Consider the following 14,600-nt stretch of genomic DNA (forward strand, 5'->3'; position numbering starts at 1 on the left):
TCGCTGGGGTGACGGGTGTCTGGATACGGCGCATGCCATCCCTAACCACGCGAATTCATTGACACGCGTGCGTCGCATACGCACTAGTCCGGCATGACAACCCCAGTCGCGTCGCGCACCATTTCCCTGCCAGACGACCTTGCAGGCTATATCGACGATCTCACCGCCGCCGGTCACGGCGACGCCACCACTATTCTCCGCACCGCGCTCGAACGGATGCGTGACGGCGCAGCGACATCGTCGAGCGAAAGCCTGATCGGTGGCGGCGAATGCGGCATGCTGGTCCGCCAGCGCGACTGGAGCGCGACCTCGCTCGGCCCGATCGACTCATGGCCCGCCGAGCTCCGCGTCACGCTCGCCAACATCCTCAACTCGCCGGTCGCCAAGGTCGTGATGTGGGGACCTGAGCACATCATGCTCTACAACGACAGCTACCGTGCCGTGGCCGGCGATCGTCACCCTGCCGCGCTCGGCAGCCCGGTCGCGACCGCATTCCCCGAAGTCTGGGACTGGAATCGCGGCGTCCTCGAAGCCGGCTTCCGCGGCGAGACCGTCGCCTATCGTGATCAGCCGATCCTGTTCCAGCGCCCCGACGGCCCCGAGACGCTGACGCTCGACCTGTTCTACACGCCCGTCTACCGCCCGCATGCCGGCGTCGGCGGCGTGCTCTGCACGATGGTCGACAATACCGGCCGGGTCGAAGCCGAGCACCGTCTCGCCGCCAGCGAAGCCGAACTGCGCCGGATCACCGATGCGGTGCCCATGCTGATCTCGTACATCGACCGCGATCACGTCTATCGCCTGGCGAATGCGCAGTACGAGGAGTGGCTGGGCGCCAACCCCGAAGCCATGATCGGCAGACCCGTCCGCGACGTCCTCGGCGACGCGGTCTATCAGGATCGCCGCCCCTCATTCGACCGGGCGCTGGCCGGCGAAAGCTTCACCGCGCAGACCGTCTTTCCGCACCGCGACGGTCGCGCGCGCCGTGCCGAATTTCGTTACGTGCCACACATCGCGGCGGACGGCGCGATCCCTGGCATCTACGTGCTCGGCATCGACGTCGAGGAGCGCGCCGAGCGCGAAGCGGCGATCGGCATCAGCAACGGCCGCTTCCGCACCGCGATGGACGCGGTCCACGGCGTACTCTGGACCAACAGCCCGGATGGCCGGATGATCGGCGAACAGCCCGGTTGGGCGGCGCTGACCGGCCAGTCGATCGACGAATACCAGAATTTCGGCTGGGCCGACGCGATCCACCCGGACGATGTGGCGTCGACGATCAAGGCGTGGACTGCCGCCGTCCTTAGCAAGTCGATGTTCGTTTTCGAGCACCGCGTCCGTCGGCACTGCGGGACGTGGCGCACTTTCGCGGTACGCGGCCTGCCGATGTTCGACCACGCCGGCGAAATCCTCGAATGGGTCGGCGTCCACACCGACATCACGCATCAGCGCGCTGCCGAGGCCGCCTTGCGCGAACAGGCCGAGGCGCTCGCGCGGCAAGTCCGCCACCGCGAGCGCGCCGAGGATCAGCTCCGCCAGCTCAACGAGACGCTCGAAGCGCGCGTCATCCGCGAGATCGACGAACGTCGCCAGGCCGAAGCCAAGCTCGCCCAGTCGCAGAAGATGGAGACCGTCGGCAAGCTCACCGGCGGCGTCGCGCATGATTTCAACAACCTGCTCCAGGTCGTCTCGGGCAATCTCCAGCTGCTCGGCAAGAATCTCGCCGGCAACGCGCGCGCCGAACGTTGGGTCGAGAATGCAATGGCCGGCGTCTCGCGCGGGTCGAAGCTCGCCGCGCAGCTGCTCGCGTTCGGGCGTCGCCAGGCGCTCGAGCCTAAGGTCGTCAACGTCACGCGGTTCGTGCGCGGCATGGACGACATGCTCCGTCGCGCGATCGGCGAAGGCATCGAGATCGAGACCGTGGTCGGCGGTGGCCTGTGGAACACCTTCATCGACCCCGCGCAGATCGAGAACGCGCTCCTGAACCTCGCGATCAATGCGCGCGACGCGATGGAGGGCCAGGGCAAGCTGACGATCGAGCTCGGCAACGCGCACCTCGACGACAGTTATGCACAGGGTCATGACGAGGTCGAGGCAGGACAATATGTCATGCTCGCCGTGTCCGACACCGGCACCGGCATGAGCCCGGAGATCATCGAAAAGGTCTTCGAACCGTTCTTCTCGACCAAGAGCGAGGGCAAGGGCTCGGGCCTCGGCCTGTCGATGGTCTATGGCTTCGTCAAACAGTCCGGCGGCCATGTGAAGATCTATTCCGAGGTCGGCGAAGGCACCACGATCAAGCTCTACCTCCCGCGCGATGGAGAGCGAGGACGTCGAGGTCGTCGCCGATGCCAGCCCGATCTCCGGCGGCACCGAGACCGTATTGGTGGTCGAGGATGACGACGAGGTGCGCGGCACGGTCGTCGAGTTGCTGACCGATCTCGGCTACAGCGTGCTGAAGGCAGTCGATGCGGCCAGCGCGCTGAACGTGGTCGAGAGCGGCGTGCCGATCGATATCCTGTTCACCGACGTCGTGATGCCCGGCACGCTGAAAAGCCCCGAACTCGCGCGGAAGGCCAAGGAACGCCTGCCCGATCTCGCGGTGCTGTTCACGTCTGGCTATACCGAGAACTCGATCGTTCATGGCGGCAAGCTCGATGCGGGTCTCGAGCTGTTGTCGAAGCCATACACGCGGGAAGCCCTCGCGCGGAAATTCCGCCAGGTGCTCGCCAATCGCCAGCGCTCGGGCAGCCCCGCCGCCAAGGCCGCGCGCGACGCACGGATCGAGGCCGATCGTCGGCTCGACACGCCTGCCCGCCGTACCGTGCTGCTGGTCGAGGACGACGCGCTGATCCGCGCCAACACCGCCGAGATGTTGCAGGGCAGCGGCTTCGTGGTGGTCGACGCGGCCAGCGCGGAGGACGCGATGACCGCGCTCCAGACCGTGCCGATCGATGCGCTGGTCACCGACGTGAACCTGCCGGGCGTGTCCGGGCCGGACTTCGCACGGACCGCGCGGGCGTTGCGGCCTGGCGTCGGCATCGTCTTCGCGACGGGGGATACGGCGTCGGTCGCGGACGAAACCGATGCGATCATGCTGGAGAAGCCCTACGGCCTCGACGCGCTTGCGGCCGCGGTGCTGGCATCGCTCGGCGAAACGATCCTTGCGGATCCGCTGGAGGCCGCAACAGCGACGGTTCGCCTGACCGACGCAGAATAGAACGCCAGTCGATCCTCCCCCGCCAGGGGGAGGTGGCGCCGAAGGCGACGGAGCGGGAGGACCCGGAACGTATGTTTCCCCTCCCTCCCCCTCCGTCAGGCTGCGCCTGCCACCTCCCCCTGCCGGGGGCGGATCGTGACCTTATCGATCCGCGGTGACTCACATCAATTGCGCCCCCGTTCTCCCGCCCCATATCCTGGTCGAAGGTCGCGCCCAGCGACTGAAGGATGTGATTTGACCGAAGACCGCGGCAGCAAAGCCAGCGCAGGACGCGCGATTCCCAGTGGCCGTCTCGCGCGTCTCGGCGTTTTCGGACGTCTCGCGGGTGGTGTCGCCGGCGGGGTCGTCGCGGAAGGTGCACGGCGGCTCGCCAGTGGCGAACGTCCAAGCATGGGCGACCTGCTGCTTACCCCCGCCAACGCCACGCGCGTCGCCGATCAGCTCTCGCATCTGCGCGGCGCGGCGATGAAGCTCGGTCAGATGATCTCGATGGACGCGGGCGACATGCTCCCGCCCGAGCTCGCGACGATCCTCGCCAAGCTTCGCAACAACGCGCACCACATGCCGCCGCAACAGCTCGACCGCGTGCTCGCCACCGAATGGGGCAAGGACTGGCGGCGTCGGTTCGCGCATTTCCAGGCGCACCCGGTTGCCGCCGCCTCGATCGGCCAGGTCCACCGCGCGCGCTTGCCCGACGGATCCGAACTGGCGATCAAGGTCCAGTATCCCGGCGTGAAGGACAGCATCGACGCCGATGTCGACAACGTCGCCACGCTGCTCCGCGTGTCGGGGCTGTTGCCCAAGTCGCTCGACATCGCCCCGCTGCTGAACGAGGCGAAGCGCCAGCTCCACGAGGAGGCCGACTATCTGCGCGAGGCGACGATGCTCGCGCGCTACGGCGAACTGCTGGCGGACGAGAGCGCGTTCGTCGTGCCGGCGCTGGTCGCCGACCTGACGACACCGCGCGTGCTGGCGATGAGCTTCGTCACCGGCGTGCCCGTCGAGTCGCTCGAAACCGCCCCGCAGGCGGTGCGCGACCGGGTGATGCACGATCTGATCTCGCTGGTCCTACGAGAATTGTTCGACTGGCGGCTGATGCAGACCGATCCGAACTTCGCCAATTACCGCTGGCAGCCGGATACTCAAAAGCTCGTCCTGCTCGATTTCGGTGCGGCGCGCCCGCTGCCTGCGGAAACCGGCGAAGGCTATCGCCGCCTGCTTGCCGCCGCACTGGCGGGAGACCGCGATGCGGTTCGCGAGGCCGCCATCGCTGCGGGTTTCCTCGGCGAGGCGGCGGTGGTCCGGCATCGTGCCTTGGTCGACCGGATGATCGACGTGATCCTCGGCGAGCTCGCCAAGCCCGGCCCGTTCGACTTTGGCGACCGCGCGTTCGTCGGCGTGCTCCGCGAGCAGGGCACCGAAATCGCGCGCGATCGCGAGACATGGCACCTCCCGCCGATCGACACGCTGTTCGTCCAGCGCAAGATCAGCGGCACCGCGTTGCTGGCTGCCCGGTTGAAGGCGAAGGTCGATATCCGGACGATGGTCGCCGCCTATTGCGCCGCGCCGTCGGTCGACTGACGGGATCTACTCGACAAACGCCGACGTTGCGCGCTGAAGCGCAGCGGCAAGTTCGCCCATCGAATACGGCTTCCGCAACAGATCGAATCCGTGCGAGCCCTCGCGCGAAATGACTTCGCTATACCCGCTGGTCAGCAGGATCGCGGTCTCGGGATAGCGCCGGCGGATCTCGCGCCCGAGCTCGATCCCGGTCATGCCCGGCATCATCACGTCTGAGAAAACGACATCGAACCTCGTGGTTTGCCCGTCGAGTATGTCGAGCGCTTCCTCGGCATCGCGCGCAAAAACGATGGCGTGACCCAGATCGGCAAGCGCCGAGATCGCAAAATTGCCGACATCCGGATTGTCCTCGACCACGAGAATACGCAGCGAGACCTGCTCGGGACAGATGGCCGGCTCCGGATCGGCGATGATCGGCGTCGTGTTACGCTCGCGCGGGAGATACAGCGCGAACGTCGCGCCTTCGCCCGGGACGCTGTCGACGATCACTTCACCGCCCGATTGCTTGACGAACCCGAAGACCTGGGACAACCCAAGTCCGGTGCCGTGGCCGACTGCTTTGGACGTGAAGAACGGTTCGAAGATGTGCTCGATATGCGCAGGGTCGATGCCCGTGCCGGTATCGCGGATCGCGATCCTGACGAAATCCCCACGCTGTGCCGCGTGACCGCGGACCGCCGGAATACGTTGCGCGGCATCGACGTCGATCGTTAGGCGGCCGCGCTGGTGCATCGCATCCCGCGCATTGACCGCCAGGTTGACGATCGCGGTCTCGAGCTGGCTGGCGTCGGCGTTGACCAGGCAAGGCTCGTCGGGAAGCCGCATCGACACCTCGATGAAGGCGCCCGACAGCGTCGCGATCATGTCGGTCATCCCGTGCAGGATCGTCCGCGCATCGACGATGGTCGGCGTCAGCGACGATCGCCTGGCGAACGCGAGCAGCTGGTTCGTCAATTTGGTCGCACGGTCGGCGGTATCGGCGATCGCGGCGATATAGCGCGTCCGGCGATCCTCGGTCAGGTCGGGGCGCTTGAGCAGATCGGCCGATCCGCGGATGACCGTCAGCAGGTTGTTGAAATCATGCGCGATCCCGCCGGTGAGCTGGCCCAGCGTCTCCATCTTCTGCGCCTGGCGAAGCGCTTCGTGCGCCTCGGTTAACTCCAGCGTACGCTCGACCACGCGCTGCTCCAGCGTGTCGTTGACGTCCTGGACCGCCTTGAACAGCCGTGCATTGTCGATCGCGATCGCCGCCTGCGCCGCGACCCCGACCAACAGCCGTTCGTGCCGCTCGGTGAACCGCCCAACCGCCGAATGCCCGAACAGCAATCCGCCGAGCACGGCCCCCGATCGCGACGTCACCGGCACCGACAGATAGCTGCGGACTGGCAGGTGCCCCTTCGGCATTCCGTAATGCGGCGCGCTGCGACCATAGCGCGGATCGGCGAGGATATCGTCCGAGCGGATCACGCCTTCGTTGCGGAAGGTCGGGCCGAACACCGCGGTCGCACGCGGGCGCCCGAGCGCTTCGAACGCCGCGCGCTCGGCGCCGGCCAGCGTGAACAGATGCAGCTTCTCGCCCGTCTCATCCATCAGGTTGTGGAAATACGCTCCGAACTGCGCACCGGTCAGCTTGACGCCCGCATCGGTGACCATCTGGATCAGCGGCTCCAGTTCCAGTTCGGCCGCCAGCGCCGCGCCGGTGAGGTTGAGCGTCTCGAGCGTGTGCGTCTCTCCCCGCAGCCCGCGCTCGGCGAGCACCGCGTCGGTCGTCTCGACGACGACGGCGAGCACGCCGCCGGGCACGCCATCATGATCGAGCACCGGCGAGTAATTGAGATCGAGAAAGACCGCGTGATCGTGCGTCGGAAAATATTGCGACATCTCCTGCCGCGCGAACGACAGGGTTTCGCCGGCCAGGCAGACGCGCAGGACATGCTCGTTGAATGCCCGCGCCTCGGGCCACGCAGCATGAACCGTTGCCCCCAAACCCGCGGGGTGCCGGGCGCCGACGATGGCGGCATAGGCGTCGTTGTAGATCATGACGCCGTCGCTGCCCCACAACAACGCCATCGGCACCGGCGCCCGCAGGATGATCGAGGTCGCGGTCTTGAGGTATTGCGGCCAGCCGTCGATCGGTCCGAGCGGGGTCGACGCCCAGTCCGTCTCGCCGATCAGCGTCGCCAGTCGCCCGCCGTCGCCCAAGAACGCGAATTCCTTCGACACCATTCCGCCTTTTCCACGCCGACCGCCCCGCGTCTCTGTCGGGGCCAGCCCAACAATACAAGATTGTTTTCCGCATGTTGGCGTGCGGACAACCGAGGATCGGCACAACTACCCGCCGCCTAGCGACGTCTTTGAAACACAAGGATCGTGCTGACTCGCCGCCCCTCAAATCCATCATACGCCACCGCGCCCGCGACATCCCCTCAGTCTGAGCGCTTTACAACGGCAATACACTTGATAGGTTGCGCCTTCGAAACGAACGGGGGTTCCACATGCTCGATCTGGTCAACGTCACGCACGTCTATGCCAATGGCACGCGCGCGCTGGATGACGTGACGCTGAGCATCCCCAACGGCATGTTCGGACTGCTGGGTCCCAATGGCGCGGGCAAGTCGACGCTGATGCGGACGGTGGCAACGTTGCAGACCCCCACCTCGGGGACGATCCGGTTCGGCGATATCGACGTGATCGCCAACCCGGAGGCGTTGCGCGAGACGCTCGGCTATCTCCCGCAGGATTTCGGCGTGTATCCGCGCGTGTCGGCCTACGACATGCTCGATCACATGGCGGTGCTGAAAGGAATCGCCTCGGCGCGCGAACGCAAGGAGACGGTCGAGACGCTGCTCAACCAGACCAACCTCTGGTCCGTCCGCAAAAAGGCAATCGCCGGCTTCTCGGGCGGCATGCGCCAGCGTTTCGGGATCGCGCAGGCGCTGATCGGCAACCCGGGCCTCATCATCGTCGACGAACCGACCGCCGGGCTCGACCCGGAGGAACGCAACCGCTTCCTCAACCTCCTGGCCGAGATCGGCGAGAGCGTCGTGGTGATCCTGTCGACGCACATCGTCGAGGACGTCGCCGATCTATGCCCGCGGATGGCGGTGCTGGCGGGCGGACGGATCCAGCTCGAAGGCGCGCCCCTCGACCTGATCGAGCGGACCCGCGGCCAGGTCTGGGCGAAGACGATCGGTCGGGACGAACTCGACGAGGCCAAGCTGCGCTACGAGGTGATCTCGACACGGTTGTTCGCTGGCCGGACGATCATTCACATCCTGTCGCCCGACGATCCCGGCGATGGCTTCGCCGCCGCACATGGCGGGCTCGAGGACGTCTATTTCTCGACGCTCGCTAGGTCGCGGCGAATACCGGCAGCAGCGTCCGACCAGTTCGTCGCCGCCTGATGTTCGGCCAGATCTCCCGCTTCGAACTGCGCTATCAGCTGCGCAACCCGGTCTTCTGGACCGTCGCGATCCTGTTCTTCCTGCTCAGCTTCGGATCGATGACGATCGAGCAGATCCAGATCGGCAGCGGCGCCAATATCCACAAGAATGCACCGGTCGCGATCGCCCAGGTCCATCTGATCATGTCGCTGTTCTTCATGTTCGTGACGACAGCCTTCGTCGCCAACGTGATCGTCCGCGATGACGAGAGCGGGTTCGGGCCGATGGTCCGGTCGACGCGCGTCAGCAAGTTCGACTATCTGACCGCGCGGTTCCTGGGTGCGTTCGGTGCCGCGGCATTGGCGTTCGTCGCGATCCCGTTGGCGATCTGGCTGGGGTCGATGATGCCGTGGGTCGATGCCGAACGGCTCGGACCCAATCGTCTTGGCGACTATGCCTACGCGTATTTCCTGCTGGCGCTGCCGAGCGTGTTCATGACCTCCGCGATCTTCTTCGCGGTGGCGACGATGACGCGGTCGATGATGTACAGCTATCTGGGCGTGATCGTCCTCCTGGTCCTGTACCTCGCGATCAACGCGGTGCTGCGGGCGAAACCGGAATGGCGCGCGGTCGGCAGCTATCTCGAACCGTTCGGGCTTGGCGCGTTTGCGAGCACCACGCGCTATTTCACCGCCAGCGAGGCGAATGCCGGCCTGCCCCCTTTACGGGCGTGCTGGTGTGGAACCGGCTGTTCGCGATCCTGATCGGCTTCGTCGCGATCGGCATCGCCTATGTCCGCTTTTCGTTCGCCGAGCGTGGCGTCTCGAAACGAGCGCTTCGCCGGCAACGCCGGACGACCGCAAAGCTCGCCGCCACCCCGCCGCTGCTGGTCGACCAGCTCCCCGCGGCGCGTCCCGCCGCCGCGGGCTGGACCCGCCTTCGCGAGCGCTGCCGGTTCGAGATGGCGCTCGTGTTCCGCAGTCCCGCATTCCTCGTGCTGATGCTGATCGGCATCTTCAACGCGCTGGCCGCGTTGCTCTCGTCCAACGAAATGTACGGTACCGCGATCCGCCCGCTGACCTTTGCAGTGATCGGGACGCTGGAGGGTGCATTCAGCATCATCCCGCTCATCATCGCGATCTATTATTCGGGCGAACTCGTCTGGCGCGACCGCGAGCGCGGGATGCACGAGATCGTCGACGCTACCCCGCTGCCCAATTGGGCGTATCTCGTGCCGAAAGTCCTGGCGATCACCGGCGTGCTGTTCGCGACATCCGTGGTGGCGGTCGTCACTGCGTGCGTCGTCCAGCTTTCGCGCGGCCAGACCGATCTGGCGCTCGGCCATTATGTCGCGTGGTGGGTGCTGCCGATGACCGTCGATGCCGTGATCCTCGCGGTGCTGGCGGTGTTCGTCCAGGCGCTCAGTCCGAACAAATATATCGGTTGGGCGATCATGGTCCTCTACCTCGTCGGCACGATCACGCTGACCAACATGGGCTTCGAACACCCACTCTACCAATATGGCACGGTCGGCACCGTTACGCTGTCGGACATGAACGGCGCACAGATTGGTGGCGCGCGGGCATGGTGGTTGCGGCTGTATTGGGGCGCGATTGCGCTGGGCCTGTGCGTGTTCGCGCATCTGCTCTGGCGGCGCGGCACCGAAACCCGGCTGCGGGTGCGGCTCGTGCAGGTGCCACGTCGTCTGATCGGCACGCCCGGCGCGGTCCTGGCCGGTGCGCTCATCATGGCCACTGCGACCGGCGTCTTCCTGTACTACCAGATGGACGTTCTGAGCGTCTATCGCACCAAGCAGGACGGCGAGGCGCGCCAAGCGCTCTACGAGAAAAAATATCTACGCTATCTCGGCGTGAAGCAGCCTTCGGTCACGGATATCCGGCTGAACGTCGCGCTCTATCCCGACCAACGCCGGCTCGAGACCGACGGCGCCTACGCGTTCGTCAACGATAGCGGAGCGCCGGTACGCGACCTTCACGTTCGCCTGCCCGACGACAGGACCCGGCTGGGGGTGGTCGCCATTCCCGGCGCTACGCTGGTGATGAACGATTCCGACCTGCAATACCGTATCTACCGGTTCGCGACTCCGCTTGCGCCGGGCGCGCATGGCACGCTGACGTTCCACACGACCCGCTGGCAACGCGGCCTCGTCGCCACGGGCGACGACACGCGCGTGGTGGCCAACGGTACGTTTCTGGAGAATCGCGAATTCGCGCCGCAGATCGGCATGAGCAAGGACGGTCTGCTCGAGGAGCGTTCGAAACGGCGCAAATACGGCCTGACGCCCGAACTGCGTCCCGCCAAGCTCGAGGATCGCACTGCACAGGACCGCAACCTGCTGGGCAACGCACCATGGGTTCGTTCCGACATCACCGTCTCGACGCTCGCCAGCCAGATCCCGATCGCGCCGGGTCGGAAAGTCTCGGACGCCATCGCTGGCGGGCGGCGCACTGCCCGGTTCGTCTCGACCGTTCCGATCCTCGCCTTCTTCTCGGTCCAGTCAGCGGCATACGCGCAGAAGAACGGTACCGCCGACGGCACTGCACTGACGGTGTATTACGATCCGCAGCATGCCTTCAACGTCGATCGGATGCTCGACGCGATGCAGCGTTCGCTCCGCTATTACCGCGCCAATTTCGGGCCTTATCAGTTCGATTATGCCCGCATCCTCGAATATCCGGGCTATGCGAGCTATGCGCAGGCTTTCGCTGGCACGATCCCTTATTCGGAACGGCTCGGGTTCATTGCCGACAACCGCGATCCGGCCAAGGTCGACTATATCAGCTACATCACCGCACACGAGCTAGGCCACCAATATTGGGGTCATCAACTGGTCAGCGCGGATATGCAGGGCGGCTCGATGCTGATCGAGACTATGGCGCAATATTCGGCGCTGATGGTGATGAAACATCAATATGGCGACGACAAGATTCGTCGTTTCCTGAAGTATGAACTCGACAGCTATCTGCGTTCGCGTGGTAGCGAGGTCGTCGAAGAAGTCCCGCTCGACCGGGTCGAGGGCCAGGGGTACATCCACTACCGCAAGGGGTCGCTGGTGATGTATCTTCTCCAGGATCGGCTTGGCGAGGCGCGGGTCAACGCGATGCTGCGCGGCCTGCTTGCGCGGTATCGGTTCAAGGGCAAGCCATATCCGCGCTCGCTCGATCTGGTCGACGGGTTCCTGTCGTTGGCGCGAACCCCGGCGGAAAGAGAACTCGTGCTCGACCTGCTCGACCGGATCACCGTGTACGACCTGAAGACGACCGCAGCCGTTACGCGCAAGCGATCCGACGGCCGTTTCGAAACGCTACTGACGATCAAAGCCACCAAGTCTCATGCAAATGGTGCAGGCGTCGAAACCGAAGCACCGTTGTCGGATATGATCGACGTCGGCGTGTTCGATCAGCGTCCCGGGCTTGGCAGCTTTGCGACAAAGGACGTCATCCTGAAGGAACGCCGCCCGATCCACTCGGGCGAACAGGTCATCCGCATCATCACGACGCGCAAGCCCGCATTCGCCGGGGTCGATCCCTATAATTTCTACGTAGACCGTAACGGCGACGACAATGTCGCCGCGGTGACCGGCGGATGACGGTCAGGACGTCCGGCAATGCGACGAGGTGGCGACGAGGTACCGGCACCGATCACGGCACTTGACAGGCTCCGTCCACGACCGATGCTGAGCGAATGAAAGCCGTCCTGCCCGCAGCCGCTCGCCCGCTCCTCGAACCCCATCTCCCGACGACGCTCGACGTCGCCTGGTTTTCGACGCCGGACGATGCGAAGGCGATGATCGCGGATGCCGACATCGCCTGGGTCGACATGCAGCCGACCCATCTCGTTGCCGAGGCGATCCGGGCGGCAGGGCCCCGGTTGACGTGGGTATCGACGATCTATGCTGGGCTGGACGCGTTTCCCCTCGAACACCTCAAGGCCAATGACGTCACGCTGACCAACGGCGCGGGGATCAATGCGGTGACGGTGGCGGAATATGCCGTGATGGGCGTGCTGGTCGCGGCCAAGCGCTTCGATACGGTGTTGCGGGCGTACGATCGCCACGAATGGCTCAAGGACGCGCCAGGGAAGATCGAGCTCGAGGGGACGAAGGCGCTGGTCATCGGCTATGGTACGATCGGCCGGTTGATCGGCGACCGGCTTGCCGGGTTTGGCGTCGGGGTGACGGGCGTCTCGCGGACCGGCCGCGATGGCACGATCACAGCGGATGCCTGGCGCGACCGGCTCGGCGCGTTCGATTGGATCATTCTCGCCGCACCGTCGACCGGCGCCACGCAGGCGATGATCGGCCATGCCGAACTCCAGCAGATGAAAAGGTCGGCCTGGTTGATCAACATCGCCCGCGGCGACATGATCGACGACGAAGCCTTATGCAGTGCGCTGGCGGGCGGAACGATCGGCGGCGCGTTTCTCGACCCTACTCAGCCCGAACCCCTGCCCGCTGGCCACCCACTCTGGTCCGCACCGAACGCGATCGTGACGATGCACTTGTCGGGCAGGAGCCAGACGACGATGTTCCAACGCGGGGCGACGATGTTCCTCGAAAATCTTGCCGCGTTTCTCGCCGGTACACCGATGAAGAACGTCGCCGATCTCGACGAGGGCTATTGACCGTTCGAGCGGATGCTGAGGGGCTCGGTGCGTTGCTGGCGGTTGTAGCTCTTGACGCCGCGCCGACGCAGCTTGGTTGCGCGGCGACGACGGGCAAGGACCAACAGCATAGGCACGCCGACCACGATGACGCCGGCGATGATTGAAAACGCGATCATGACACGCAAAGGGATATCCATACGCGGCTAATGCCGAAGGGACAGCGATTGCGCCATTCCCAATCGTCTCAGCTACGACATAAATGGGCAAACCAGGCGCATTCAAGGGCCTACCCCTCGATGGTGGCCTCGCAACGGCACTTGCTTAAGCCCCACAAGCTTTACTTCGTTGCGCGAAAAGGCGTTTTCGCGCATGGCCAGCCGCACAATTCACCATCCGGACGACATGATATGGCCGCGAACTGGGCCCCCGACAGCTGGACGCGTCACGAAGCACGACAGCTCCCCACCTATCCCGACGCGGCCGCACTGACCGCCGCGACTGACCAGCTGGCGACCTTCCCGCCGCTCGTCTTTGCCGGCGAGGCCCGCAACCTGACCGCGTCGCTCGCCGAGGTCGCTGCCGGCAAGGCGTTCCTGCTCCAGGGCGGCGATTGCGCCGAGAGCTTCGCCGAGCATAGCGCTAACAACATCCGCGACACGTTCCGCGTCATCCTGCAGATGGCGGTCGTCCTGACGTTCGCGTCGAAGCTCCCGGTGGTGAAGCTCGGCCGCATGGCGGGTCAGTTCGCCAAGCCGCGCTCGACCGATACCGAGACGATCGGCGGCGTTGAGCTGCCCTCGTACCGCGGTGACAACGTCAACGACATCGCCTTCACGCCGGAAGCGCGCGCCCGATCCGCAGCGGATGATCCGCGCTTATTCGCAGTCGGCCGCCACGCTCAACCTGCTGCGGGCGTTCGCGCAAGGTGGCTATGCGAACCTCCACCAGGTCCACCGTTGGACGCACGACTTCATGGGCCGCAGCCCGTGGTCGAAGAAATACGCCGAGACCGCGGACCGGATCGGCGAGGCGCTCGAGTTCATGGCGGCGTGCGGGATCGATCCCGAGACCGTGCCACAGCTCGCGCAGACGCATTTCTACACCAGCCACGAGGCGCTTCTGCTCCAGTATGAGCAGGCGCTGACCCGGCAGGATCTCGCTGACCGGCGACTGGTACGACACGAGCGCGCACTTCCTCTGGATCGGCGATCGCACGCGCTTCGAGGGCTCTTCGCATGTCGAATACCTCCGCGGCATCGGCAACCCGATCGGCATCAAATGCGGGCCTAGCCTGGAGCCCGACGCGTTGATGCGCATGCTCGACACGCTTAACCCCGGCCGCGTACCCGGCCGGATGACGCTGATCACGCGCTATGGGTATGACAAGATCGAGGCCAACCTGCCCCGCCTGGTCCGTGCCGTGACGCGCGAAGGCCACCCGGTGGTGTGGAGCTGCGACCCGATGCACGGCAACGTCGTCAAGGCCGCCAACGGCTACAAGACGCGGCCGTTCGACCGGATTCTCGCCGAGGTCCGCGGCTTCTTCGCGGTCCACCGCGCCGAGGGCACGCACGCCGGCGGCATCCACGCCGAGATGACCGGGCAGAATGTGACGGAGTGCACCGGCGGCGCGGTCGATGTAACCGAGCAGTCGCTCGCCGATCGCTACCACACGCACTGCGACCCGCGCCTCAACGCCAGCCAGAGCCTCGAGCTCGCCTTCCTGCTGGCCGAGATGCTCAACGAGGAAATGGCCGAACGCAAGAAGGTCGCTGCCTGATAAAATACGC

At 65.4% G+C, this 14,600-nt stretch carries 9 protein-coding genes and 1 pseudogene; 8 read left to right on the plus strand and 2 right to left on the minus strand.

The window, feature by feature from the left end; genetic code table 11:
• The first annotated feature begins 93 nt into the window (after nt 1-93).
• From QP181_RS06660 to QP181_RS06670, 3 genes are all read left to right on the plus strand, one after another.
• Nucleotides 94-2,400: a PAS domain-containing protein gene (locus QP181_RS06660; RefSeq protein ID WP_333928053.1), complete on the plus strand. Its 2,307-nt coding sequence runs from the start codon at nt 94-96 to the stop codon at nt 2,398-2,400.
• The gene (locus tag QP181_RS06665) at nt 2,318-3,220 is read left to right on the plus strand and encodes a response regulator (RefSeq protein WP_333928054.1); all 903 of its coding nucleotides are present in this window, start codon (nt 2,318-2,320) and stop codon (nt 3,218-3,220) included. The genes QP181_RS06660 and QP181_RS06665 overlap by 83 nt, the downstream gene beginning before the upstream one ends.
• A 234-nt stretch (nt 3,221-3,454) precedes the next feature.
• The gene (locus QP181_RS06670; RefSeq protein ID WP_333928055.1) at nt 3,455-4,801 is read left to right on the plus strand and encodes an ABC1 kinase family protein; all 1,347 of its coding nucleotides are present in this window, start codon (nt 3,455-3,457) and stop codon (nt 4,799-4,801) included.
• Between the two features lie 6 nt (nt 4,802-4,807).
• On the opposite strand, the gene QP181_RS06675 is transcribed toward QP181_RS06670, so the two are convergent.
• Nucleotides 4,808-7,024 carry an ATP-binding protein gene (locus QP181_RS06675; protein WP_333928056.1) on the minus strand — a complete coding sequence of 739 codons (2,217 nt, stop codon included), beginning with the start codon at nt 7,022-7,024 and terminating at the stop codon, nt 4,808-4,810.
• 272 nt (nt 7,025-7,296) lie between these two features.
• On the opposite strand from QP181_RS06675, the gene QP181_RS06680 reads away from it, so the two are divergent.
• The 4 genes from QP181_RS06680 (at nt 7,297) to QP181_RS06695 (ending at nt 12,828) form a co-directional block, all read left to right on the plus strand.
• On the plus strand, nt 7,297-8,205 hold the full coding sequence (locus QP181_RS06680; protein WP_132741835.1) for an ABC transporter ATP-binding protein: 909 nt from the start codon (nt 7,297-7,299) through the stop codon (nt 8,203-8,205).
• Nucleotides 8,205-8,948, plus strand: coding sequence for an ABC transporter permease (locus QP181_RS06685; RefSeq protein ID WP_333928057.1), 744 nt, complete (start codon nt 8,205-8,207; stop codon nt 8,946-8,948). The genes QP181_RS06680 and QP181_RS06685 overlap by 1 nt, the downstream gene beginning before the upstream one ends.
• The gene (locus tag QP181_RS06690; RefSeq protein ID WP_333928058.1) at nt 8,915-11,794 is read left to right on the plus strand and encodes an ABC transporter permease/M1 family aminopeptidase; all 2,880 of its coding nucleotides are present in this window, start codon (nt 8,915-8,917) and stop codon (nt 11,792-11,794) included. The genes QP181_RS06685 and QP181_RS06690 overlap by 34 nt, the downstream gene beginning before the upstream one ends.
• A 95-nt stretch (nt 11,795-11,889) precedes the next feature.
• Nucleotides 11,890-12,828 (plus strand): D-2-hydroxyacid dehydrogenase, encoded by a 939-nt coding sequence (locus QP181_RS06695; RefSeq protein WP_333928059.1) that lies wholly within the window; start codon nt 11,890-11,892, stop codon nt 12,826-12,828.
• Here QP181_RS06695 and QP181_RS06700 read toward each other — a convergent pair.
• Complete coding sequence (locus QP181_RS06700; RefSeq protein WP_333928060.1) at nt 12,822-12,986, minus strand: hypothetical protein; 165 nt, start codon at nt 12,984-12,986, stop codon at nt 12,822-12,824. The two genes, QP181_RS06695 and QP181_RS06700, sit on opposite strands and share 7 nt — an antisense overlap.
• A 231-nt stretch (nt 12,987-13,217) precedes the next feature.
• On the opposite strand from QP181_RS06700, the pseudogene QP181_RS06705 reads away from it, so the two are divergent.
• Nucleotides 13,218-14,590 (plus strand): annotated as a pseudogene (locus QP181_RS06705) (class II 3-deoxy-7-phosphoheptulonate synthase).
• The last annotated feature ends 10 nt before the right edge of the window (nt 14,591-14,600 follow it).

Origin of the sequence: Sphingomonas sp. LR55, from assembly GCF_036856015.1 — a bacterium.
Classification (GTDB): Bacteria; Pseudomonadota; Alphaproteobacteria; order Sphingomonadales; family Sphingomonadaceae; genus Sphingomonas.